The 26,710-nt window shown below is 27.6% G+C and carries 25 protein-coding genes; 6 read left to right on the top strand and 19 right to left on the bottom strand.

The genetic code is table 11. From position 1 onward, the window contains the following. Position 1: 1 nt before the first annotated feature. From IC219_RS08820 to IC219_RS08750, 15 genes are all read right to left on the bottom strand, one after another. Positions 2 to 1,258: a glycosyltransferase family 2 protein gene (locus IC219_RS08820; protein ID WP_227831599.1), complete on the bottom strand. Its 1,257-nt coding sequence runs from the start codon at positions 1,256 to 1,258 to the stop codon at positions 2 to 4. Between the two features lie 49 nt (positions 1,259 to 1,307). Next, a complete protein-coding gene (locus IC219_RS08815; RefSeq protein WP_227831598.1) occupies positions 1,308 to 2,972 on the bottom strand; it encodes a polysaccharide deacetylase family protein in 1,665 nt (554 codons plus the stop codon). Next, entirely contained in the window at positions 2,962 to 3,810 is an 849-nt protein-coding gene (locus IC219_RS08810; protein ID WP_227831597.1) for a diguanylate cyclase domain-containing protein, read from the bottom strand. The genes IC219_RS08815 and IC219_RS08810 overlap by 11 nt, the downstream gene beginning before the upstream one ends. Before the next feature lie 342 nt (positions 3,811 to 4,152). Beyond that, positions 4,153 to 5,205 carry an ABC transporter substrate-binding protein gene (locus IC219_RS08805; RefSeq protein WP_227482919.1) on the bottom strand — a complete coding sequence of 351 codons (1,053 nt, stop codon included), beginning with the start codon at positions 5,203 to 5,205 and terminating at the stop codon, positions 4,153 to 4,155. Continuing rightward, complete coding sequence (locus IC219_RS08800) at positions 5,205 to 5,879, bottom strand: ABC transporter permease (protein WP_227436781.1); 675 nt, start codon at positions 5,877 to 5,879, stop codon at positions 5,205 to 5,207. The genes IC219_RS08805 and IC219_RS08800 overlap by 1 nt, the downstream gene beginning before the upstream one ends. A gap of 104 nt (positions 5,880 to 5,983) precedes the next feature. Further along, a complete protein-coding gene (locus IC219_RS08795) occupies positions 5,984 to 6,820 on the bottom strand; it encodes an ABC transporter permease (protein WP_227436623.1) in 837 nt (278 codons plus the stop codon). A gap of 1 nt (position 6,821) precedes the next feature. Beyond that, positions 6,822 to 7,865: a spermidine/putrescine ABC transporter ATP-binding protein gene (potA, locus tag IC219_RS08790; RefSeq protein ID WP_227436625.1), complete on the bottom strand. Its 1,044-nt coding sequence runs from the start codon at positions 7,863 to 7,865 to the stop codon at positions 6,822 to 6,824. A gap of 18 nt (positions 7,866 to 7,883) precedes the next feature. Next, positions 7,884 to 8,423: a helix-turn-helix domain-containing protein gene (locus IC219_RS08785; RefSeq protein WP_021383760.1), complete on the bottom strand. Its 540-nt coding sequence runs from the start codon at positions 8,421 to 8,423 to the stop codon at positions 7,884 to 7,886. 430 nt (positions 8,424 to 8,853) lie between these two features. Beyond that, positions 8,854 to 9,543: a YczE/YyaS/YitT family protein gene (locus IC219_RS08780; RefSeq protein ID WP_227436626.1), complete on the bottom strand. Its 690-nt coding sequence runs from the start codon at positions 9,541 to 9,543 to the stop codon at positions 8,854 to 8,856. A 306-nt stretch (positions 9,544 to 9,849) separates the two neighbouring features. Next, positions 9,850 to 10,515 carry an amino acid ABC transporter permease gene (locus IC219_RS08775; RefSeq protein ID WP_227482921.1) on the bottom strand — a complete coding sequence of 222 codons (666 nt, stop codon included), beginning with the start codon at positions 10,513 to 10,515 and terminating at the stop codon, positions 9,850 to 9,852. 9 nt (positions 10,516 to 10,524) lie between these two features. Further along, positions 10,525 to 11,325 (bottom strand): transporter substrate-binding domain-containing protein, encoded by an 801-nt coding sequence (locus tag IC219_RS08770; RefSeq protein ID WP_227482922.1) that lies wholly within the window; start codon positions 11,323 to 11,325, stop codon positions 10,525 to 10,527. Between the two features lie 418 nt (positions 11,326 to 11,743). After that, a complete protein-coding gene (locus tag IC219_RS08765; RefSeq protein WP_227831596.1) occupies positions 11,744 to 13,624 on the bottom strand; it encodes a CotH kinase family protein in 1,881 nt (626 codons plus the stop codon). 16 nt (positions 13,625 to 13,640) lie between these two features. Next, positions 13,641 to 14,315, bottom strand: a complete 675-nt coding sequence (locus IC219_RS08760) for a DUF4956 domain-containing protein (protein WP_407812130.1) — start codon at positions 14,313 to 14,315, stop codon at positions 13,641 to 13,643. A 77-nt stretch (positions 14,316 to 14,392) separates the two neighbouring features. After that, positions 14,393 to 15,082 (bottom strand): polyphosphate polymerase domain-containing protein, encoded by a 690-nt coding sequence (locus IC219_RS08755; RefSeq protein WP_227436630.1) that lies wholly within the window; start codon positions 15,080 to 15,082, stop codon positions 14,393 to 14,395. Between the two features lie 343 nt (positions 15,083 to 15,425). Continuing rightward, a complete protein-coding gene (locus IC219_RS08750; RefSeq protein ID WP_227436633.1) occupies positions 15,426 to 16,013 on the bottom strand; it encodes a LysE family transporter in 588 nt (195 codons plus the stop codon). Positions 16,014 to 16,119: 106 nt separating this feature from the next. Between IC219_RS08750 and IC219_RS08745 the strand changes: the two genes are divergently transcribed. Next, positions 16,120 to 17,007, top strand: coding sequence for a LysR family transcriptional regulator (locus tag IC219_RS08745; RefSeq protein WP_227436635.1), 888 nt, complete (start codon positions 16,120 to 16,122; stop codon positions 17,005 to 17,007). A gap of 53 nt (positions 17,008 to 17,060) precedes the next feature. On the opposite strand, the gene IC219_RS08740 is transcribed toward IC219_RS08745, so the two are convergent. Then, complete coding sequence (locus IC219_RS08740) at positions 17,061 to 18,923, bottom strand: ABC transporter ATP-binding protein (protein WP_227831595.1); 1,863 nt, start codon at positions 18,921 to 18,923, stop codon at positions 17,061 to 17,063. A 35-nt stretch (positions 18,924 to 18,958) separates the two neighbouring features. After that, positions 18,959 to 20,686 (bottom strand): ABC transporter ATP-binding protein, encoded by a 1,728-nt coding sequence (locus IC219_RS08735; protein ID WP_227482925.1) that lies wholly within the window; start codon positions 20,684 to 20,686, stop codon positions 18,959 to 18,961. A 72-nt stretch (positions 20,687 to 20,758) separates the two neighbouring features. On the opposite strand from IC219_RS08735, the gene IC219_RS08730 reads away from it, so the two are divergent. Beyond that, positions 20,759 to 21,589: a MerR family transcriptional regulator gene (locus IC219_RS08730; RefSeq protein ID WP_227482926.1), complete on the top strand. Its 831-nt coding sequence runs from the start codon at positions 20,759 to 20,761 to the stop codon at positions 21,587 to 21,589. Between the two features lie 161 nt (positions 21,590 to 21,750). Here IC219_RS08730 and IC219_RS08725 read toward each other — a convergent pair whose 3' ends face one another. Both IC219_RS08725 and IC219_RS08720 read right to left on the bottom strand, forming a co-directional pair. Then, on the bottom strand, positions 21,751 to 22,374 hold the full coding sequence (locus IC219_RS08725) for a hypothetical protein (protein ID WP_227482927.1): 624 nt from the start codon (positions 22,372 to 22,374) through the stop codon (positions 21,751 to 21,753). Between the two features lie 54 nt (positions 22,375 to 22,428). Then, positions 22,429 to 23,508: an amidohydrolase family protein gene (locus IC219_RS08720; RefSeq protein WP_227482928.1), complete on the bottom strand. Its 1,080-nt coding sequence runs from the start codon at positions 23,506 to 23,508 to the stop codon at positions 22,429 to 22,431. 206 nt (positions 23,509 to 23,714) lie between these two features. On the opposite strand from IC219_RS08720, the gene IC219_RS08715 reads away from it, so the two are divergent. From IC219_RS08715 to IC219_RS08700, 4 genes are all read left to right on the top strand, one after another. Beyond that, on the top strand, positions 23,715 to 25,280 hold the full coding sequence (locus IC219_RS08715; RefSeq protein ID WP_227482929.1) for a helix-turn-helix domain-containing protein: 1,566 nt from the start codon (positions 23,715 to 23,717) through the stop codon (positions 25,278 to 25,280). Between the two features lie 97 nt (positions 25,281 to 25,377). Beyond that, the gene (locus IC219_RS08710; RefSeq protein WP_227436649.1) at positions 25,378 to 25,785 is read left to right on the top strand and encodes a helix-turn-helix domain-containing protein; all 408 of its coding nucleotides are present in this window, start codon (positions 25,378 to 25,380) and stop codon (positions 25,783 to 25,785) included. 14 nt (positions 25,786 to 25,799) lie between these two features. Next, positions 25,800 to 26,132, top strand: coding sequence for a hypothetical protein (locus IC219_RS08705; RefSeq protein ID WP_227436650.1), 333 nt, complete (start codon positions 25,800 to 25,802; stop codon positions 26,130 to 26,132). Positions 26,133 to 26,141: 9 nt separating this feature from the next. Beyond that, a complete protein-coding gene (locus IC219_RS08700) occupies positions 26,142 to 26,546 on the top strand; it encodes a DUF2185 domain-containing protein (protein ID WP_227482930.1) in 405 nt (134 codons plus the stop codon). The last annotated feature ends 164 nt before the right edge of the window (positions 26,547 to 26,710 follow it).

Raw genomic sequence — 26,710 nt, 5'->3', positions numbered from 1 at the left:
ATTAAAATCTTTCCGTTTTATACCATTTAACTTCTCTTTTAAAAATTATATCTTTTAAATACTCTACCATTCCTTTTATAGCAACAAATAGCCATAGTTGAGAATATGTAAAATACATAAGTGCTACTATAAATATATTCTCAATTGTAGCCTCACCTTTTTCTATAGTTAAGCTTATACTCACTTCTATGATAAATAAAATGTATGATAGTATCCATATTATAATAAAGTTGATTGGAATAGAAATCTCTATTAATTTAAATACACTTAAAACAAATAAAATATCTGAGATAATAACAGATGTTAAAAATAGAAAATATACAGAAAAAAAGTAGGCTATATCAAATACAATTTTATTTTTACCTTGTTTAAATATATTTTTTATATATTTCATTAAAACGTATATATTCCCTTTTGCCCATCTGGTCCTTTGCTTCATCCAAACTTTAATAGTTTCTGGTTCCTGTTCCCATGTTATCGACTGTGGCACAAGCTTTATTTTATATCCTAACTTATATATTCTAAAGCTAATTTCTGTATCTTCTGCAATTGCTTTGCTATCCCATCCCCCAATTTCTTCTATAATATTTTTTCTCAATATAAAGTTAGTTCCTGGTATTGTACATAAATTAAATAATTGCCATCTACCAGCTTGAGACATCCATTGAAAGCTTAAGGTTTCAATATTTATAAATTTCGTCAATAGATTTTTACTTTTATTTCTAGTTCTAAACTTTCCAATAACAGCACCTAATTCATCATCTAGAACTATTGTTTGTATTAAATACCTAAGTGCATCTCTATCTGGGGTGTTATCTGCATCATATACTGCTATAAACTCTCCTTTTGAAATTTTATATCCAATATTTAATGCATTTGATTTTCCCTTACCTCCAGTCATGCTATCTGTATTTATAATAGTAAAATTATAGTTTTTATATTTACTCTTTATGCTTTCTAAAATTTCTCTACTATTATCAGAAGAGTTGTCATTTATCACAATAAGTTCCATTTTATCTTTAGGATAATTAAGTAGTAATAAAGATTCCACAGTCCTACCTATCACCTTTGCTTCATTATGAGCAGGAACAAGTATTGATACCACTGGATATCTATCAATTTTTTTTATTTTTTTATCAAAGTTCTTAAAATAAAATAGATATCCCCCCATAGCTAAAACTATATTTATAAGTAGTAAAGACCATATACTAAATAAACTAAATATAAATAGATACTCTGATACATTTAATCCTCTCATAAAATTCACCTAAAATCTTTTTAAATATTAGCACTTCATCTAAACTTTTTTATTTTAAAAATTTCTTTTTATCTATTTTTTTAAAATATATAAATATAATTACAAAAACTAAAACACTTATAGATACTATTGATATTAAAATTTTGCTGATTTTAGATATAGATTTAAACCTAGTTTCATCTTCTTTATTTTTTTCTAAATTTCTATCATAGTTGACTTTAATTTCATTACCATTATTTCTTATTTGTATCTCATCAACCTTTACCCAATTATCAAAATCTCTTAAATCCAAAAACTCTATATTTTGTTTTTCTAGGTATTCTATTGTATCTTTCAAATATTTTATATCTAAATACGAATGAAAGAAAAAACCACCACTAAAACCTCTGACAATAGATAGTGTATCTAAATTTTCTTTTATGTTTTGAAAAGTAAGTTTATCTTCTGGGTCTATATATCCCAAATTTTCAGGAATGAATATGTTAAATTCTTCTGTATCCCTAATTACATATGGATACGTATTTGTGCTAAATTTTTTATCATTATTTTGATGTTGCCCTACATAAGTAGAAAAATATTTTTTTAATTCTTTATATCCTTCAGATTCTATTGCATAATGAGGAGCTTCAAATGCAAGAGGATAAATTCCATTTTCTATACATATTCTAAGCCCTTTTAAAACCCTATCTTTCACAAAAATTGTCATATTTTCTTTTAATGGCTCATCTTTTTCCCCATCCCAAAATTCATATCCTTCTCCAGAAACTTCTTCATTTTTATATTTATGTGTGTATCCATGTAATATCACTGTACCACCCTTATCTTGCATATATTTTACTGCTTTAACAATCTCAGGGCTTTCTGATAAAGTCGTTATCTTATGATTTTTAGGATTTACATAAGCTGGTATCAAAGCAATTGTAAATGGTATATTCTTATTGCTTAAATAATCAGCTATTTTTATTAATTCTTTTGGTTCTCTAAATGCATGTACATCTTCTATTCTTACGAATATACGACCTTTATTGAAAGTTTTAACATTAAACACATCATTTAGTGAATCACAAAATATATAAAATAAAACACCATCTAAATCCAACTTTGACACATAGAAAAGATTTTTATCATTTACAATATACGGATATTCATTTACTGTATCACTAATAGTTCCTATAATTTTATTGTTTTTATCTATTGATTTTACAATATTAAATAAATAGTGTTCCTCCAAGTTATACTCTTTACCTTTATAGGTTACACTGTTTATATTATTTGTTTTTTTTACATATTCTAAGTTATATTTCTTATATTCCAACAGATTTTCTATACCATTCCCTAACCAGCAGATGACTCCTTTATAGGAATCTAATGAATTAATTAAGGTGTTAGTTTTTTCATCATTACTATATGAATTTTCATTTATTCCTATAATAAATATATGACTATAATAAGTTTCATTTATCTCATTATCATAGTTGCTTAATTTTAATAACTCTATATTTGAGCTAAATCTACCTAATAGAGTCCTCACAATTTTCAAGATATCTCGATTGTAAGATGTTTCTTTCTTAGAATCATAAATAACCAGTACCTTATTTGTATTAGAATAAGTCTCTACCGCATATGAGCATATATTAAAATTTGACATTATCAATACTATTAAAAGCACAATTAACACTTTAGATAAATTTTTATTGTAAGTTTTAAACATCATACTGCAATTCCTCTTCAACCATATTCTTAAAATTTATACTGTTTCCAAAAGTATCTTTATACTCTAAAATTGCAATTTTCACATCTATATTTACATATCTTCCTTTATTATTTAAATCTAAGTTTAACTCTTTTATCCTCTTCTTTATTCTATCTCTAACAACTTTTGAGCCTTCTAATGCTGTGTTTGGCATCAGTATTCCTATCATATCTTTTTGTAAACTGTATATTATATCTTCATTTCTTGTACATTCCACAATATTTGAACTAATATATTTTACTATTTTGTTAGTTTTACTTTCACCAAATATAGTCTGTAGGTTTTCATAATATGGTAATTTTACTATCATAAGAGAAAAAGTAGTAGTATATCTGACTGACTTACTTATTTCCATATCTACATCATTATAAAAAATTTTTAAGTTTCTAAGCCCAGTTTCATTATCTATAGTTACTAGTTCCTTATATTGTTCAGTTAATTTTATATTTGTAAGTTGTAATTCATTTATGTTTTTATTTATGTTCCCCATTATAATTGAAGATATTGGTATTGCTATTATCCATATATATGATATAAACTCAACATCTATATTGTGAGTAATATTGTTATATAAAATATAGGATGTATATATAAATATAGTTATTGAACTTGTTATTAAACCAACTACTGAGTTTGATAAATAAGTTAACATTATTATAAAAAAAATAACTGATAACATTATAAATACATTCAGTTTATTTTCTGTTCTAATAAATAGTATTACTATCCCAACAATTAAAAATATAAAAACAAACAAACTTAACATTAATAAATCTATCTTTTTATTTGTCCCATTCATTTTTTATAAATTTACACCTCCAATTATTTTATTAAGTTGCCCATTTTTTCTAATTATTATTAAAATCAATATGTAAATAATTTTTTAACTTAATAAAAATAAATTAAATTATATATATATAAATAAATAATAAAAAAACAAGCAAATATTTAAGATTAATGCTATCTATTTGCTTATCTTTAAAATAATTATCATGTATGTATTTATAGTAAATAAATTATATATATCTATAACATACACATATTTATGTATAAGCAAAAAAATAAAACTGTTCAATAATTAGAAAATAATTTCTAAATAAGAACAGTTTTATTAAGTAAATATTATTAAATAAATAATACTCTATTTTGATTTTAACTCTATCCAAGCCTTATCGTATAACTTGATGTTTTCACCAATATCTTCAAAAGTTTCACATTTAGCAAGTACATCCTTAGATGGATATGCAACAGGATTGCTAGTTATTTCTGGGTCCAATAACTTTAGTGCTCCTGTATTAGGTGTTGAATATCCAATATACTCAGCATTTACTTTTGCATTTTCTGGGTCTAGCAAGAAGTTTATAAATAACTCAGCTTCTTTTTTATTTTGTGCTGTTGTAGGTACACACATAGCATCCACCCACTTGTTTGTACCTTCTTTAGGTATAGCATAATCAAGGTCAGGATTTTGATCCATCAATGTAACTGCATCTCCAGAATACAACATCCCCATTGCAACTTCTCCACCTAATAATCTATCTTTTCCTTCGTCGTTTACATATGCTAAGACCAAATCCTTTTGCTTTATTAAAAGATTTTTTGCTTCATTTATTTCTTTTGGATTTACACTATTCATACTGTATCCTAATTTTTTAAGGGTTATCCCTATAGTATCTCTAACAGAGTCAAACATCATCATGTTTCCTTTATATTTTGGATTCCAAAGTATATTCCAACTATCTATAGGCTCTTTAACTTCTTTTTTATTATATAAGATTCCAAGAGTACCCCACATATATGCAACACTATATTCATTAGTTTCATCATATACAGGATTTAAAAAACTCTTATCTAAATACTTCATATTAGGTATATTTTTAAAATCTATTTTTTCCAAAAGACCTTCATTTTTCATTTTTTCCACCATATAATCTGATGGAAAAACTAAATCATAATGAGTGCTACCACTCTTAACCTTTTGATACATCATTTCATTAGTATCATAAGTTGAATACTGAACTTCTATTCCTGTTTCTTTTTCAAACTTATCTATAAGAGATTCATCTATATAATCACCAACATTATATACATTTAGAACCTTTGTAGAATCTGTTGACTTATTACATCCTGTAAATAAAGTTGCTGTAATCATACCTACAGTTATAAGGGATATTATTTTCTTAAACTTAATCATTATTTAGTCCCCCTTACTATAGATTCTTTTTTATTAGCCAATAGAAGTAATCCTAAAACCACCGCAAACATTATCGTTGATAATGCATTTATTTCAGGCTTTATACCTCTTCGAGCCATTCCATAGATTTCTATAGAAAGATTACTTACACCATTTCCAGCATTAAAGAAACTTATTATAAAGTCGTCTATTGACATAGTAAATGCAATCAAAAATCCAGAAACTATACCTGGTTTTATTTGTGGTAAAATTACTTTTCTAAGAGCATACATAGGTGTTGCTCCTAAGTCCATAGCTGCATCTTCTATATTATCAGGTAATTGCTTCATTTTTGGTAAAACTGAAAGTATAACATATGGCAAACAAAACATTATATGTGCTAATAACATTGTTGTAAAACCAAATTCCATTTTTACAAATACAAATAGACTCATAAGGGCTACTGCTGTAACTATTTCTGTATTTAAAATAGGAAGGTAGTTTACATTCAGTATTAATTTTTTACTCTTCCCTCTCATCTTATGTATTCCTATAGCACTTATAGTTCCTACTATTGTTGATATTACAGATGCTAATATAGCTATAACAACAGTGTAATATAAAGCACTCATTATACTTTCATTTTGAAGTAATTGACCATACCATTTCCACGTAAATCCATTCCATCTTGCCATTGATTTTGAATCATTAAAAGAAAATAGTACCAATGCAAATATGGGTGCATACAAAAATAAGAATACTAATGCTAAATATATATTAGAAGTTATTTTCTTTAATTTTAAAATAGTAACCCACCACCTTCTTTGTCAGATTCATCTCCAAATTTTGACATTATCGACATGGATATTAATATTACTATCATCATAAATATCGATATAGCTGAGCCAAAGTTCCAATCTCCAACAACTGTGAATTGTTGTTCAATTAAATCTCCAACTAACATTATTTTACCTCCACCTAGCAGTCTTGATATTGCAAAAGTAGTAACTGCTGGCATAAATACCATAGTTATTCCAGACATTACTCCAGGCAAACTCAAAGGAAATATAATTTTTCTAAATACTGTCATGTTATTTGCACCTAAATCATGAGCAGCATTTATTAAATCATTATCCATCTTTGAAAGTGCTGTATATATTGGAAGAACCATAAATGGTAAAAAGTTATATACCATACCTAAAAGTATAGCAACATTAGTATACAAAATTGCTAATGGCTGTATTCCAAACCATCCTAAAAACGTATTTAAAAGTCCATTTTTTCCTAATATAGCTACCCATGCATACGTTCTTAAAAGAAAATTCATCCACATAGGAAGAATAAACAACAGTATTAATGAACCTCTTCTACTTACATGAGCTTTTGAAATTATATATGCCACTGGATAACCAACTACAAGACATATCAATGTAGCTACTCCTGCTAAAAGAATAGAACGAGCAAATACTTTAATATATATAGGGTCTATTACTTCTTTATAATTCTCAAGTGTAAATGCATAACCTGTACTTGAGTCTTTTGTAAAACTGAAAAATACTACTAGTATTAAAGGAATTATTACAAATATCGCACTCCAAACTACATATGGATATGCTAAAAAAGATTTCTTCTTCATATTAGTTACTCTCTTTTCTCATTATATGGATGTCTTCTGGATATATGTCCATGCCTAGTTCTACTCCAACTTCAGCATTTTTAGTATTATGAAGTATCCACAATCTTCCATTTTCATTTAATTCTATTTCATAGTGCACTCCTTTAAATACTGTAGATGTAACTTTCCCCTTTAACATTCCTTCTTCTGGCTTTACCATTTTTATATCTTCTGGTCTTATTACTACTTCTATATTTTCATTTTTTTCAAATCCTTTATCTACGCACTCAAACTCTCTATTACAGAAATTTACTTTATAATCTTCCATCATAATTCCATCAAATATATTACTTTCACCTATAAACTTTGCTACAAATGAATTTTTAGGTTCATTGTATATATCTTGAGGTGTTCCCATTTGTTGTATTTTACCTTTATACATTACAACAATAGTATCTGACATAGTAAGAGCCTCTTCTTGGTCATGAGTTACAAACACAAATGTTATTCCTAATTTTTTTTGAATTCTTTTTAATTCTATTTGCATTTCTTGTCTTAATTTCAAATCTAATGCTCCAAGTGGCTCGTCTAGTAACAATACTTTTGGTTCATTAACTAAAGCTCTTGCTATTGCAATCCTCTGTTGTTGTCCTCCACTTAATGAGTCAACTTGTCGTCTTTCAAAGCCTTCTAGTGCAACAAGTTTTAAAACCTCTTTCACTTTAGCATCTATTACATCTTTTGGAGTCTTTTTAATTTTTAGTCCAAAAGCTACATTTTCATATACATCCATATGTGGAAATAAAGCATATTTTTGAAACACTGTATTTACTTGTCTTTCATATGGTGGCAAATTATTTATCTCTTTACTTTCAAATAAAACTTTACCATCATCAGCATACTCAAACCCTGCTATTATTTTTAATGTAGTAGTTTTTCCACATCCACTTGGTCCAAGTAAAGTTAAAAACTCATTTTTCTTTATATCTAAATTGAAATTATCTAAAACAGTAAGTTCCTCATAATGCTTAGATATATCTCTTAATTCTATTATATTTTCTACCACTTATTAAACACCTCTATTCTAAAATGATGGTGGCGTACTTACCCAAATCACTTTTGCTGTCGTTTTACCTTCGTTTGATATATAGTGATTTGCTCTTGGTCTAAAGTAAAAGCTTTCTCCTTTTTTTACCTTATTTTTCTTTTCGCCTATATGAACATATATTGAACCTGCTAATACATATCCAAATTCTTCACCTTCATGTGGCTTTTCTTCTTTATATTGTCCACCTGGATACAATGTTATTATTATTGGCTCCATTTCATTTTTTTGTGAATTTGGAATTAACCACTTTAATTTATATTTTAAATCTTCATCTTCAGTTTCAAACATGTCTTCTTTTGTAAAACTAATTCTTTCGTCATCTATTTCATTAAAAAATTCCCTTAAATTTGTACCTAATATCTCAAGTATATCTATAAGGGTAGCTATGGATGGTGATGTTAAGTTATTTTCTAGTTGAGAAATAAATCCTTTTGACAATTCACATCTATTAGCTAACTCTTCCTGGGTCAGTTGTTTTTCTGTTCTTAATCTTTTTATCTTTTCACCTATATCCATGTTGCACCTCCTAATTTTTGTTTTATTTTACTAAACATTTTGTTTACTAAACATTGAGTTTAAAATTTGTAAACAACATAGGTAATTATATATAAAATTTAGATATAATACAAGACTTTTTTGCTAATTTTTTTATTTTTTTAGTTAGAATAAATATAAGTATTTTAAAGGCTTTGAAAATACACAATTTGAATGTGTTTATATTAATATCTATAAAGTTTAGTATCTCTAATTATAAATAAATCAATTCATATAACATATATAAAAGCTTTTAAAGTCTTAGAATATGTTAAGTAAATAAAAAATTGCTAAAAATCTATATTTTATAGTTTTTTAGCAATCCATATCTTTTAATATTTGAAATTTTATATATTTACAAGAAAATTTTTATTTATAATTACTATATACTTCTAATTAATTCTTTATAGAGCTATTTAGCCATATTTTGAGTAGCAGGTTTTTTATCTCCGCTCACATACAATTTTATAAATTTTATATCATCTATTATAAATCTATGTTTGATTTTACTACAATCTAATTTAAACAAATTGAATAATATTTGTGTAAGATATCCTAGACCAAATGCACTTATTATAGTTCCTATGCCAACTTTTCCACCTAAGAAAAATCCAACTATTAATGCACCAACTTCTATAGTTCCTCTTATTAAGTTAAGTGATTTTCCTGTTTTCTTTTGAAGAGCAACCATCAAACCATCTCTGGGTCCACTTCCTAGACCACTTCCCATGTAAAATACCATTCCAAGAGCTACAAGCCCCAAACCTAAAATTAACATAATTATTCCTATTAATACACTATCCGTCTTTGGAATTAAGTTAGTATATAGAAGTAAGTCCATAAAAAAGCCAATTAATAACATATTGAATACAGTTCCCCATCCTACATTTTCACCTAGAATAACATCAGCTATAACTACTATAGAGCCTACAATTATAGAGGCAGTCCCTATAGTTATTCCTACATGATTTGAAAGACCTTGATGAAACACATCCCAAGGAGATAAACCTAGGTTACAATTTATCGTCAATACTATACCAATTGAACATATAAATAGACCTAAAACCAGCTTTGAAAATTTCCATAATACTTTTTGTAACAAAATCTACCCCTCCTAAACATAATTTAACTACTCACCTTAAATACCAAAAGTCAGCAGTTTTCGTGCAAAAATCCTATCTTATAAATTTTATAATCTAACTCTATGATACATCATTTTATGCTAAATAACTACCATTTTATTACAATTTGGTTACAAATTTTCAGATTATTTTTTTGAAGAAATAATTTATGTTTTCTACAATTAAACACTATTTTTTCAATTTTATTTATAATTAAATAATAAAAGCTATTTAAACATATTTTATTATATTTAAATAGCTTTTATTTTATTATGGTAATATTATTGTTAGTATGCAGCATTTAGTTTTTCTTCTATTTTCTTTTGAATAAATCCAAATACAAATAATATGAACCAATACACAAATCCTGCTACTAAGAAAGCTTCTAGATATTTATATTTACTACCGCCATTATAATTTGCTGTTGCCATTATTTCTATTACCCCTATAGTAAAAGCTAGTGATGAACCCTTAATTAAATCTACAAAGTGATTAGACAATGCAGGTATAGCTACTCTTATAGCCTGTGGCATAACTATTCTTCTAAATATTTGTACATTTGTAAGTCCTATAGAAGCCCCTGCTTCATATTGTCCCCTATCAACAGAGGAAATAGCTCCTCTTATAGTCTCTGACATATATGCTGACATATTTACTGACAAAGCAATTATTATTGCAGTAAATGGAGACATTTCTACAAGTGCTGGAATAGCTCTTGGCAATCCAAAATATAATGCATACAATTGAACTAGCAATGGTGTGCCTCTAAAAATTGATGTATACACTTTGACAATTTGATTTAATACTTTAACCTCATTATAGCTTATCAATGCCATTACAATTGCTATCGCTAGAGATAGCGCTAGAGATATTAAAGCAATTATTATTGTTTCTTTAGATGCTATAAATATTTCTGGTAAAATTTTAAACATGAATGATATATCTAAACTCATAAAAGTCACCTATCTCTCAATTGTTATATCTTCCCCAAACCATTTTTTAGAAATTTCAGTAAGAGTTCCATCTTTTCTCATAGCTGTTATTGCTTCGTCAACTTTAGCTTTTAATTCTTTTGATTTTTCATCTTTTTTAAATGGATATGCATTTATCTCTTCATAGATAGGTTCTCCAACAGCTATAAAGTTTGAGCCAGCTTTTTTATTTCTAGCTGCTGTAGCTGAAACAGAAATTATTCTTGCATCAGATCTTCCAAGTTCAAGGCCTTCATATGAATCTGCTCCATCATTAAATACTAATTCCATTGAATTGTCTTTATTTTTTTCTTCCATTATAGCTCTTTCAGATGAGTTTGCACCAACCTCAACTTTCTTACCTTTTAAATCTTCAAGACTTTTTATCTTATCTTTATCTTCTGGTCTAATAGTTATCATTAAAGGATTATAAGCATATGGTACTGTGAAATCATATACTTCTTCCCTTTCTGGTGTTATACTTATTTGTTGAGCTGCTGTATCTGCTTTTCCACTATCTACCATACCAAGTAATCCACCTGTATCCCCATTGTTTACTTCATACTTAATTTCAGAATCTAATCTTTTCCCAATTTCATTCCATATATCAATTTCAAAACCTTGCATTTTCCCATCTTCTCTAAAATTAAATGGATAATACTTTGCTCCTGTAGCTACTGTAATAGTCTTCTTTTCTTCTTTTTCAGGCTCTTCTTTTGTTGAACAACCTATTGTTAATCCACAAATAACTAACCCTAATGTTAATAAGCTTAATGCTCTTTTCCAATACATTAAAATCCCTCCATACTTGATGATATTTTTATTTACATGAATTTAAACTTTATTTATATACCATAATTTAGTTTTATAATTTTTAAACTTACACATCACTCTTTACTTTAATATAAGTTAAATTTAAAACATTCATTTTTATGGATATTTCTACAAAATATAAATTTATTTTCCATTTACCCCAAAATAATCGTATTATACTTTTCATACTTTGTCTAATCGTTTTTTTCTATGTACTTTTTTAATAGAATTAAATTTTACTATATCATTGTAAAATTATAAATGTACGAAATTACAACGATTATTAATCTAACACTAATAAGAAAATACTTTTTATTAAAAACAAAGATATTAAAATAAAAAAAATACTGTTAAGTAGATATTTACTTAACAGTATCAATATTATTTGTATCTGAATCTATTTTGACTTTATAAATTTTCTTCGGTTTATCTTTGATACACCTACTAACATAACTGACATGATTATCATTGAAACTCCACCTAAAATTAATTTAGAGTATGTTGTTGTTTTATTCATAGAGTCGCCTCCTTTATTACCAAAACCCCCAGCTTCCTTTGGATTACCTTGACTTCTATCTATATTCATATCTCCATTTTTACCATTCATATCACCCTTATCCATATTTCCCATTCCTGGTGGTGTTTTACCATCCATGCCTTCAGGTGGCTCTGGCATGCCACTCATATTATCATCAGAATTTTCTGTGTCTTTACTTTCACTTGAACTATTATCATCAGAAGTTTCCTTAGTTGAAGAAGATTCTCCACTTAATTGAGCTTTTATAGTTTTACTCATATTTTCTGCAACTTCTAAAACTCCTGGTATTGACTTTCCACCTTTACCCATAGGCCCTCCTGACTTTTCATTAGTATCATCACCACTTTTATTGGTATTTGTATTATTCTCATTTTCACTATTATCTGTAGTGTTATTTTGAGTATCATTATCTGTATTAGTTTTGACTTTGCTTAATGTTAATTCAGCATTAACTTCTTTTTCATTACTTTTGTTTTCAAAACTATTATTTTCATTATTAAATTCTTTATTATTAGATTCTTTATCACCAAATCCCTTATTATCACTAGAGTCTTCAATTGAAGATGTTATATTTTTTTCAAATTCTTCATAAGTATAAAATGCTGTTGGGTCTTCTTTTACATATGATGCTATCAAGCCATGTAATTTTGTTGTCATATTTTCCAGATAATCTGAATCCAAGTACTTGGTTACTATTTCTTCTAGATATTCATGATACTTAGCTTTATATGTATCATTTTTTAATAATGCAGATATTAAAGGTCTATCTTCCAAATTACCTGTTGTAGGTTCATCAATAGCTATAGATTGACTACCTCCACCAAAACCACTAAATCCACCAAATGACATATTAAAGTCCCATGGCAACATAGAAAACACTCCATCTTGTTCATATAAATAGTAATTATGAGCGAAACTACCTTGATAACTATCAAGATTTAATAAAGCTGTACTTATTGCTATATTTTTGAGGACAGAATCTACATCAAGATATTTTTCAATATCCTCACCTGTATCTAAAGATTTTAGTAGTTTTGTAACTTTAGACCAATCAGCAGTTTTCTTGTCACTTTCAACGATTAGATTTGAATAACTATCTGGGTCATCACCCTCATATTGTAATGAGGCTCCTTCATCTGATTTGTATAGGTCTCCAGTTACATCTCCAAAATTATTTTCAAGATAAGATTCCTTTAACCCTTCTACTGCCAAATATAATCCATGATATTCACCATTTATAGAAACTTTAGCATATGCAAATTCTGGAGTAGCTAATCCCATCTCCTCACAGACACTATAAGTTAAAAATTCTCTCATATAAGATGGGTCAGAATAACAGTTATTAAGGTTTAATTGAGTAAGACCTTCCATACTTTGACTAGTATTATATTTATCGAAATTAATCTTATAGCTATATCTATCACTATCACTATTTGCTACAGATGTAAGACTTGAATTTCCTTTAGTTCTTATACCAACGTTTCCATATGTGTCTCCATTTACAGTTACTTTTGCAACTTTAAATTCTTCTTTTATAGCATTTTCATTCATATCTTCCAAGTCACTTTCATCTATTTCTATATTAACTTCCATAACCTTGTCTCTGTCAAAATATTTTTCAATATATACATTGCTATATAAATCAACATTTTTATTACCATATGTACTGTAAACTCCAACTACTGCACATAAAAATATAACCATAATTGAGATAAGAAGGGTAAATTTTTTATCTTTCATAAAAGATTACTCCTCTCTATGCTACATAGTCACCATTATAACTTACAAGAACTGCATTAGTAACTCCATCGACTTGGCTTAAGTCATTTATAAGACTTGTTTCTCCGTCTTTCATTCTTACTTCAAATACCAATTCTATACCTTTTTCTGGTGTAACACTTTTTGATTTTATTTGATATTTAGAAAATACTTTTTTAATTTTGTCAGTTGCAATATCTTCTGAATTCTCATTATTACAATTTACCATCAATATATATGGTGTTTCAGATATTGTTTTGTTTGAAAAGAATATTAGAATCAATCCCATGATTATTGAACCCATAACAGCTAATGGAATCAAACCTGCACCTAAAACTATGCCTGAGCCTAATGACCAAAATAGAAATACCAAATCCATTGGGTCTTTAATTGCTGTTCTAAATCTTACTATAGATAAAGCACCAACCATACCTAGAGATAAAACTACATTTGATGTAACTGCCAATATTACGAAAGTTGTAAGCATTGTAAGTGCTACAAGTGACACATTAAATGGTCGAGAATACATAATACCCATATAGGTTTTTTTGTAAATCATATATATAAACAAACCTACTAAAAATGCTGAACCTAGAGCTAAAGCACTATCTACAAATGAAAAACCTGATACATTTTCTATAAAACTTGATTTAAAAATATCGTTAAACGTCATAACTAAAATCATCCTTCCTATTTTTTAATTTTTTTATTTTATTTGGACGCTCTTTACCTAAAATTTGAATTTAAATCCTATATATACAATCTACTTGATGCATACTTTGAAACTGCTGTAGAAGTAGTTTTATTAATCTGAACCAAATCTTTTATAAAATCTGGTATAAACTCATCATATTTAACTTCTAATACAGTCATATTTTCATCAATAACTGATACTGTTGGCAATTCTTTATTGAATAAATTGACTGAATTTACAGAAGTCTTAATATTGCTATCGATTGTAACTCTTACATTTCCAAGTGGATAGACAAAAGCTTCTCTATCATAATCAACTATACTTTTTGCCTCCAATCTTTCACATTTTATTTTTAAATAAAATTCTCTTAATAAGCAGTTTGTCGATTCTTTTAAAAACTCAATGTCATTTTTTAATATCTTCTCTACTTCTTTTTTAGTTAAACTAGCTGACAGTTTTGATGTCATATTATAATGTTTTATTTTCTTCTCCAATTTTATATAAGAAAGGTCATTATTATAAAATCTTATTCTAAACTTTTCTCTCATTGCAACTCCATTTAACTTATCTAAAAGTGCTTTATCTTCAGGAGTGTCAAAATATAAACTTCTGATAAGATACTTTCCATCTTTTGATGCATTTCTATCTTTTTTCATTATTGGATAAAGCCTTGATTTTAAAGCTAGGACATCAGCTTCAGTTATTTTATGTTTCATCTCAAATCTATAGTTTAACTTCTTATCCATTATTATCACCTCTCAATTCATTTAACTATGTTTGATTTATTTTATATTTAGAGTATACTTCACTTGACTTTGTTAAATCTCCGTAAAATAAGTGCATCTTTATGGCATATATGTGGCAAACAAGATTAAGCTGATGAGATTTCTATAAATTTATTAAATTTTATATGGTATTAGATTCTGTATAGTCAATGAATAGTTGTTTTAGAGGTAAAAAAAAGAAGATGTTATTTATAGATAAATTAAATATTTCAAATAAAAAATCAAGTTTCTTATTCAAAATGATATAATCCATAATTCCATCTTCTAAATTTATAATACTAAATAATTAAATTTATATGCTTAATTATGTTAAAATTAGTTTTACTGCACTCCAAACAAGTACTAGTGCCATAATAATATTAATTACTTTATAATGCTTGTTTATATATTTTTGTAAAATACCTCCTGCTAGAGCCCATGTCAAAGTCCCAGATATGCCTACAATACTATTACAAACTGCTGCTGATAATAAATATTCAACTGACTGTGACACAGGTATTACATACCCTGTATATACAGTAATAGCAAATATTATAATTTTTACATTGACAAACTGCAAAATAAATCCAGTCCAAAAGGATTCTTTCTTCACATCACTATCATTGTTTGGTTTGCTCTTAGCTACTTGTATTGCTAACCAAATAATATAAAGTGCTCCTATGTACTTCATAATACCAGTAATCATTGGTATAAACTTTGATAATTCAAGGCATCCAAGAGCACATATAAACATAATACATATAAATCCCATACTAATTCCTATAACCACTGACTTTCCTTTTTTCCATCCATTATTACTAATTGTGTTTAATGCAAGAATATTATTAGGTCCTGGTGTAAAACCTGTAACAAATGCGTATGGTAAAAAAGACAATAAAACTTCACTCAACACTTGTAATCACTCTCCTTTTATATTATAATACTATAAATCAAACAATAAAAAAAATCGAAATATTTAAATCTATACTTCAATTATATTGAATGAAATGAGGATGAGCATGTATTTTAAATACCTACAAACTTTTAAAACCATAATAGAAGAAGGTAGTTTTTCTAAAGCAGCAAATAAACTCAATTACACACAATCAACAATAACATTCCAAGTGCAACAGTTAGAACAAGAGCTATCTACACACTTATTTGAAAAGATAGGAAGAAAAATGGTTCTAACTAAAGCTGGCAAAAATCTAATACCTTATGTGGATGACGTTCTATGTTCTGTTGATAAAATGAAGAATTTTGGTACTGACTTGTCTGAGTTACGTGGTGATTTACATATCGCAATGGGAGAAACTCTTATTTGTTATAAAATACCTCCTATTTTAAAACGTTTTCATGAAATGGCACCAAATGCAAGGCTATTTCTTCGCTCAATGAATTGCTATGATATTAGAAATTCTTTGCTTGCAGGAAGCATTGATTTAGGAATATTTTATAAAGATATTGGAGGCTTGGGAAATTCTATTTCTACCTATACTGTTGGAGAATCACCTTTGACACTAGTTGCATCTCCAAAAGTAAAAAAACAATTCCCTGATTTTATTACTCCAAACCAAGAATTAGATATACCTTTCATAATAGATGAGCCAGCATGTATTTTTAGACAAATGTTTGAATCATATTTAAATGAAAAAAATATTACTCTAGACCATACGATTGAACTCTGGAGTATACCTACTATTAAAAATTTAGTAAAAAATGATATGGGAGTGTCATACCTTCCTACGTTTGCAGTAGAAGATGATTTGAAGACAGGAGAACTATGTGCAATAGATACAGAGTTAGATGATAGAAGCATTGTAGCAGTATGTGGCCATCATAAAAATAAGTGGATTAGTCCCCTTATGCAATTATTTATTGATTTAGTTGTTTCAAATGAAAAATAGATAGACTTATTTAAAATAAGTCTATCTATTTCTTATCATATTAATTATTTTAATTACACAACTTCTTCGTCATATTCACTTGAAAATTGGCTATTATAAAGTTCTTCATAAAATCCTTTATTTTCAATAAGTTCTTTGTGATTTCCTTGTTCAATAATAGTACCTTCTTTCATTACTAATATTAAATCCGCATCACGAATAGTGGATAATCTATGTGCAATAACGAAGCTAGTTCTTCCCTTCATTAAGTTATTCATTGCCTTTTGAATCTCAACCTCTGTTCTAGTATCTACGCTAGAGGTTGCCTCATCAAGAATTAACACTGATGGGTCTGAAAGTATTGCCCTGGCAATTGTTAAAAGTTGTTTCTGACCTTGAGATAGATTAGAAGCATCCTCAGTCAATACGGTATCATAACCTTTAGGTAAAGTTCTTATAAAGTGGTCTACTCTTGCTGATTTTGCTGCATTTACAATCTCATCCATTGTAGCATCTGACTTACTATAAGCAATATTTTCTTTTATACTACCATTAAATAGCCATGTATCTTGTAGAACCATTCCAAACATAGTTCTAAGTTCTCCACGTTTTAAGTCTTTTATATTAACTCCATCAATAGTAATTCTTCCACCTTGTATCTCATAAAACCTCATAAGTAAATTTACAAGAGTTGTCTTCCCAGCTCCTGTAGGTCCAACAATTGCAATCTTATCTCCTGCATTCAATTTAATATTAATATCTTTCATAAGAATAGAATCATCACTATATCCAAATTTAACATGTTCAAATTCCACTTTACCTTTAGGCATATTGATAACTTTTGAATCTTCTTTGTCCTTTATTTCTTCAACTTCATCCATAACTTTAAAAACTCTCTCTGCAGATGCAATTGCAGCTTGAAGCATATTTACAATATAAGATATCTCTGTAGTAGGCTCTGATGCTTGATTTACATATTGTATAAACGCCTGTATACTACCAAGAGTCATTGCTCCAGTTGATGCAAATACACCTCCCACAACTGCTATAATAACATACCCAATTTGATTTATAAATCTAATAATTGGAGATATAGCATATGATGAGAATTGAGCTTTTCTACTAGCATTATAAAGATTTTGATTTAATTCTTTGAAGTTTTTTATAGTATCTTTTTCTTTACTAAATGCCTTGACTACTATTTGACCAGTAAACATCTCTTCTATATTGCTATTTAATTCTCCCAATGCTTTTTGATTTTCTGAAAATCTATTTTGTGATTTTCTTGCAATTATAACAGTAATACCTAAGGAAACAAGCAATGTTACAGCTGATACTATTGTAAGTGGTATACTTATGCTTATCATCATTACAATAGAACCAATCACTGTGACCACTGCCGTAATAAGTTGCATTAACCCTTCTTGTAAACTATCTGCTACCTTCTCTAAATCATTTGTGACGATACTAAGTGTTTCCCCTTTTTTGTGGGAATCATAGTACTTAAGAGGAAGCTTATTTAATTTATCACTTAAATCTTTTCTCATGTTAAGAACTAAATTTTGTGCAACCCCTGACATAATATATTGTTGTATATATATGAATACTGCACTAATCAAATATAACCCTAGAAGTATTGATATTATACCTCCCATAGTACTAAAATTCACACTGAACTTTGTACCTGTTTGAACTGCAGTTTTAATCCCATTAAATAATTGGTCAATAACTTTTCCCATAACCATTGGTGCTAAAACTGTAAGAGCTGAACTTACTAATACTGAAATAAAAATCATTAATAACTTAAATTTTTGTTTCTTCATATATTTCAATAATCTTTTAGTAGTCTTTTTTGCATTTTTAGCTTTTTCTGCTGACATACCATCCTCAAAACTAAGTACATCTACATCTTGTTTTTCTGTTATTTTTTCACTCATATTACACCTCCAAATACACAGATTGATTCTTCACTCTATGCAAGTTCTTCTTTACTAAGCTGTGAATCTGCGATTTGCTTATAAACTTCACAATTTTCAAGTAACTCTTTATGTTTTCCTATACCTACAATTTCTCCATCATTCAAAACTATAATCTGATTAGCATCCATAATTGTACTTATACGCTGTGCTATAATTATGGCTGATGAATCTTTAATTTCATTCTTCAATGCTTTTCTAAGCCTTTTATCTGTATTGAAATCTAATGCAGAAAAGCTATCATCAAAAACATATACTTCTGGTTTTCTAACTAATGCCCTTGCAATAGATATTCTCTGTTTCTGGCCGCCAGATAAGTTATTTCCTCCTTGTGCTACGAACGAATCATACTTATCTTCCATATCAGAAATAAATTCATCAGCTTGGGCTACATTTGCAGCATATTTTACTTCTTCAATACTTGCATCTTCTTTTCCATATCTTATATTTTCTTCTATTGTCCCACTAAATAAAAAGGCTTTTTGTGGTACAAATCCAATCTTGTCTCTAAGCTCTTTTTGAGGCATGTTCTTAATATCTTGACCATTTATAGATATTTCTCCAGATTGAATTTCAAAAAAACGTGGTATTATATTTGCAATAGTAGATTTACCAGAACCAGTGCTTCCTATAATTGCAGTTACTTCTCCAGATTTTGCTTCAAATGTTATATTGTTTAAAACAGGTTCCTCCGACTGTGAATATGAAAAAGTTACATTTTTAAATACTAAATGGCCTCTTTCTGAAGTAATATCTTTATATCCATTTCCATCTACAATTTCAGGTTCTATGTCTAAGATTTGGTTTACTCTATCTGCACAAGCTCCTGCTCTAGGTATGTACATAAATACCATTACTCCCATAATTAAATAAAATAATATTAAGATACAATACTCAACCAGTGCCATTATATGACCTATCTCCATATTTCCATTACTTACTCTCATACCACCAAACCAAATTATACTCACTATACCTAAGTTCATTATTAACATTACAACAGGCATAAGTACTGCAAATATTTTATTTATTGAAATTGCTGTTTCAGAATAATCTATTGCAGTTCTATCAAATCTCTTTTTTTCAAAACGACTTCTATCAAAAGCTCTTATAACTCTTACTCCAGTTACTACTTCACGTAATACTCTATTCATATTATCCATCTTTATTTGCATCATTTTAAACAATCTGATAACTTTTTTACCAACCAAAAACGCAGATAACATGAATAGAAACATTACTGTAACAATAATAATTGTCATTACTTTATCTATAGAATATGCTAAGAATAAACCACAAACTGTTATGATTGGTGCTGGTAATACCAACTGAATAAACATAAACAAAGATTGACCTATTAAAGTAATATCACTAGTACTCCTAGTAATCATTGAAGCTGTTCCTATTTTATTAAAATCATTTATTGATAAATCTTGTGATTTTATAAATACTGCTTCTCTAATATCTCTACAAAATCCAGATGAGAGATTTGATGATACTTTGCAAACTAAAACAGCTGATAAAGCTGTTATACCTGCTGCTATCAACATAATTAAACCTGTCTTTACAATATAATCTACATCCCCCTTTACTACACCATTATTTACTATACTTGCTGTAAGTGTTGGTATATATAAAGTTCCAAGAGTTTGTAAAAATGTAAACATCAGCACTGTAACAATTAAAACTCTATATGGTTTTAAAAAACGAATTAATTTTTTCATACAATCACACTCCTTTATAGAATATTATGATAAACTATACTGTAACAGGATAGTCAAGGAGGAATTTTAATTATGAGTCAAATTTCGAAAAATTATTTCACAACTGGAGAATTTGCAAAGATTTGTGGAGTCAATAAAAAGACGCTTTTTCATTATGATGATATAGGTCTTTTCTCTCCAGAGTTAAAGAAGGAAAACGGATATAGATACTACTCATACCATCAACTCAGTATTTTTGGTATAATTTCTTCTCTTAAGGAAATTAAAATGCCTTTAAAAGAAATTAAAGCTTATATAGATAAACGAACTCCGAATTTACTAATTGAACTTTTAGAAAAGAAAACTCTTGATATTAACAATGAAATTGAAAAATTGAATAATATTAAGGCTTTAATGGAGTCTACTATTTCATTTACTAAAAAAGCATGTAATATAGATGCAAATACGATTACTTTAGAAGAACATGAGGAAGAGTATTTAGTCAAAACGCCTCTTACTTATAAAGAACCCTTTCTTGGAGATGATGATGAAAACTTTTTATATGAATGTATTAACTTTATGGATAACTATGATTTAGGTGATGATGGTATGATTGGTTCAATCATTAAAGGCGAAGATATAATGAATAGAGATTTTGAGTCATATTCATATTTATTTACAAAAGTTAATAAAGACTATAAGAAATATCCTACATCAATCAAACCAAAAGGGCTTTATGTAACTGCTTATCATAAAGGAAGTTATGAAACTATTAATAAAACTTATGAAAAACTATTAGAATTTTTCAATCAAAATAATTTATATATGGGAGATTTTGTTTATGAAGAATATCTTCTATATGATATAAGTGTAAGAGATTCTAATGAATATCTAACTCAAATATCAGCAGAAGTTAAAATGTAAAAGGAGATACTAAAGAATACAAAAATGAATGTAAAGATTAATAATGAGTATAGCAAATTAAATAAATTTTATAATAGTATTATCTAAAGCATACAGAAGTTTATTTAAAAAGATGTAAGTGATTTTATATAAAATCACCTACATCTTTATTTATATTTAAACTAATTTCTAGAGTTATCTAATAGCCATTTTTCTGCATCTTTATAAAGTCTATCAACCTTCTCTGGTCTATCTATTCCGGGGAGTTCTTGATTTATTTTATATCCATCTGTACTAAGCATATAAGAAAGACTTGCATATGAAGGTCTATAATCCTTTATATCTTCCTTAGAAATTTTGACATCCCCATCCTGATAAACAGGTAAAATTATATCTTTTTCATATATAGCATCCATAGATATTATATACCACATATCGTCTATCTTTTGAGTCTTATACAGAAACTTGACATCTGACTGAAGTTCAACTAAATTTCCATCTATTTCATTTCTAATATGGATAGCTCCCATTGTAATTGATACTGCCTTATCTTTATTTACCCAAACTAATGTATCACAAATTTTATGTGGCGCATAAGATTTCATCTTACTTGATTCTTCTACGAACCCCTCTCCACTACCTTGATACCAAGATATTGAAACAGTAGATTCCTTTGCAAAACATTTTTTCATTTCATCCCATAACGCATTATCTCTACAAAACCTTTCAAATTCTATAAGCTCTTTTACACTATTTTTATCCACTATATCTTCTATAGAATTTTTTCCTGGTCTACTTAATAACATGTTCTCAATCTCCTTTAACATAAACTTCTTTTATTTTTAACAATACTCAATTCATTATCTTACTTTATTACCCTTTATCCATACACCTTTTATATTTCTAGTTGCTGCTATATCTTTAATTGGGTCACCTTCAACCATTACTAAATCAGCTCTTTTTCCCTCTTTTATTACTCCACGGTCATTAAGACCTAATAATTTTGCTGGTAAACTTGTTGCACTCTCAAGTACTTCAATTGTATTAAGACCTGCCTTAACTAATAATTCAAATTCACGATGAAGAGATTCCCCATGTTTCACTATACTAATAGAATTTTCATCATTATTTGCATCAGTTCCAGCTAATATCATCACTCTAGCTTTTTTCAATGTAGCTGTATTTTCTATTGCTGTTTCTAACCTAACATCTTCTCTTCCTGTAGCTTTTTTTATATTTGATACTATACTTTCCATCATAACTATAGTTGGAATTGATATAAGATTTTTCTCTTTTATCCTTTTGGCTACATCATCAGATAATTTACCTATAAAAGGAATATGATTTATTACATCAACATTTGCTTTTTCTGCATATTCATAAGCTATAGTTGTAGGTGCATGAGCAAATACTTTTTTACCATGTTCATGAGATATTTCAACTACTCTTTTTATTGTCTCAAAATCAAAAGCCGTTTTAGATGTTTTAGGGTCTTCTATTATGATTTTTACAAAATCTGCTCCTTGTTTAATTTGTTTCTTAGCAAAATTTTCAGCATCTTCAATAGTGTGTATTTTACTATCTTTAAACCCCATTCCCATAAGATGAGGGTGCGATTCTGGTGCAACAGGTTCATATACACTACGAATATCAGTTAATCCGTCTAAATTTCTTAAAGATTCTACTACATCTTTACTATTAGTTGCCATATCAAGCATAGTAGTTATACCCCAATCAGTTGCGTCCTCCAAGTTTTTTAAACTATCCAAATGTATATGAGAATCAATAAATCCTGGAAGTAAAGTGCATCCTTCTCCATCTATAGTAATATCAGATATTGTTTTTGATGATATCACACCATCTTCTATTACAACACTCCTTTGTTCTGAAAGTTTTTCTCCATCAAATATTTTAACATTAGTAATTTTAGTTATTGCCATACTTCACCCTCCCTTTATTTTTATTTATTAAAAATTTAATTCTTATTTAATTAAAAATTTCTTACTTTGATATTTTCTTAATTTATATAACTAATTATATATAAATTAATTTACCTAAACTATGTGTTATAATCTAAACTTTAATGTAAAATATACTATATTGATTGTGCTATAGTACAATCAAGTATAATTAGAGAAGGTTTAGCATGAAATTAACAGATTTAATGAAAGATATATCTCAATATATCTCAGTATTAAAGCCATTTCCAGATGAATATATAGACATTACTAGCTTGAATATTTATAAGAATAATCAAACTGAATTTACTACTGGATGTTTATATTTAGGAAATATATCAGATATTACTGTGGATTTGAACAATATAAATTTTTTAGGTATATTTATACAAAATGAAGTTAACATTGATTTAGAAAGATATAATTTAAACTCAGATATTTGTATCATAAAATCAAAAAAAGAGAAATATGACCTTTTTAGTGAATTGTTAAATATTATGAATCAAGAAATACGTCTTAGTTTATGTTCTCAAAGGTTTTTTGATGTGGTTTCTGAGAATAAAGGCATACAATATTTAATTGATATAGCACATGAAGAATTTGGCTATCCCATGATAATTCGTGACTCTACCTTCAAAATTTTAGCTCATTCTTATGATGTTAGTGATATATTGCAACTTACTGAAGATTCTAATGGAGATAAATATTTAGACGAAGAAACTATAAATTACATAAAATATCAAAATATACATAAAAAAATACATTATAATAAATCTATTAAAGAAGAAAATAAACCAGACAACTGGATTGGTACATTAATCTCATCCGTGTGTGTAGAAGAAATTGAAATAGCTCATATAGCTATCTGTGAATGGAAAATTCCATTTAATAAATTTCACTTCAAATTATTAGAATCGCTTAATAAAGCTTTATCTCTAGAACTGCAAAAAAATAATCTGTTTAATATAGATAAAAAACTTATTCCTAATTATATACTTTCTGATTTGTTGGAAAAAAAGTATCTAGATGATGATACTATAAGCAGAAGATTTCATTATCTAAATTGGACTAAGTCAAATTCATTAAACATAATGGTAATAGTAAACAAAGATAATAATTACTTTGACAGTAAAGTTCCTTTTATTATGCAGTCTTTAAGTGCATTTATACCATCTAATAATTGTGTAGTATACAAGTCTACTTTAGTTGTTTTTATTAATGATTCTTTAATTCATAATTTAATTGAGCATGAAAATAAAGACTTTATTAATTACTTAAAACTAAATTCACTTTATGCTGGAATAAGCCCAAGATTTTCAAAGCTATCTGATAGTTGGAAGTATTATATTCAAGCCAAAAAAGCTAGTGAAATTGCTCAAAAATATGACATAAACTTTTCTCCATTTGGGAAAAGCATACCATATATCCTCTACGAGCTACTTAGTACCAACTATGATTTATATGACCTCAATCATCCTGCTGTAACCAAACTAATTGAAGAAGATAAAAAAAATGGTTCTAATTTTTTAGAGACCTTAAAGCAATATATCTACTTTAATAATTCACCAAGCAAAGCAGCTGAAGTTTTAAATATCCATAGAAATACTCTGTTTTATAGAATTAATAAAATAAAAGAAATTACAGGTATTACACTAGATTATGCTGATGAAATACTTCAGATTTATATTTCTATAAAAATGATTGAAATTAACTCAAGAAATAAGACCTGTTTCAACACATATACAGGCATGTAAAAATATTTTGACACACTTAAATCACTATTGTAAAAGATATTTGATAGATTTTATCCTCTCAATATGACAAAATAATTATAAAAGGAGCGATAGCTACATGGAAATTGGAAAGAAACTGAAAAATGCTCGTATAAATTCTGGATTGACACAGGAAAAAGTTGCAGAAAAAATTAATGTATCACGACAAACAATTTCAAATTGGGAAAATGAGAAATCTTATCCAGATATTATAAGCGTCATCAAACTAAGTGATTTGTATTCAATTAGCTTAGATGAATTATTGAAAGGAGATAATAAAATGATTGAACATTTAAAAGAAAGTACAAATCTAGTTAATAGTAATAAAAAGTTAATAACTGCAATTATTATCAATATTATATTACTTATTTTATTTGTGCTATTTAATAGCTTTATACCAGACAACTACTACTTTATGGTTAGTGTATTTTGTACAGCAATAATAAGTTCATCAGCATTGTTCTACCAAATTATAAGAAAATTTTAGGAGGTGTACTCATTATGGAAGTGAATAAAACTATGCTTATTTTGATATGTTTTGCTGTAGCTCTTGTGGGTTCAGTTGGTGTTGTATATCAAATTTATCATATGACTGTGATTGATGCAAAAGCTCGTGGATTAAAACATCCTAAATTGTGGGGATTATTTGCTATGAATGGTAATAATTCGAGTGGTTTAATAATATACTTAATAGGTAGACGAAAATACCCTATTATAGATATGTCTAAAGAAGATTGTAAAGAAATTGAATCTAGAAAAAAATCAGTTGGAGTTGGATTGATTTTTTTGGCTATCAGCGCTATAGGTTTGGTAATATGTATTACATTATTTTGAGTTAAGAAAATGCTAATTGCTTTTGGAGATACAGATACACAAGAGTATATTGATAATCCTAAAAACATGACAATTGTAGATTTTAATACTCTTGTTAATATTGAACCAACTACTTTAAATATTTTTTATATGCCTATAGGAACAGACCTAGAATTTCGCTCTGATAAAAGTGGAAAATATTTTATTGACACAAACACAAGGAAAGAAATTAGAGAACTAGTTAAACATCCTGCACAAATAGCATTTGAAAAGAATCTAAAATTTTTAAATCAGGAAAATTATCCAGTAGAATTCTTTCAAAACTTGTTTCAGAAAAGCCACAAACTTGAACCCTTCATTGTGGGAGAGACAGATTTTCCAAGTGGAGAAGTCACAGAACTTACAATACCATTTATGAATCCTACATATTTTTAAACTATAAAACTTATTGACAATTTGGTTTTAATAAATAGAATTCTTTTAAAATACATAGTGCTTAATTAGACATGAAAATAAGGCTATGCTTTTTATGGTCATAGCCTTTAACAAATACTTACAAATTCACTACATGAGTCAATTTTTTTAATAATTTAACTATA

Origin of the sequence: Clostridioides sp. ES-W-0018-02, assembly GCF_020658175.1 — a bacterium.
Classification (GTDB): Bacteria; Bacillota; Clostridia; order Peptostreptococcales; family Peptostreptococcaceae; genus Clostridioides.
This window is presented reverse-complemented; position numbering and strand designations above follow the sequence as displayed.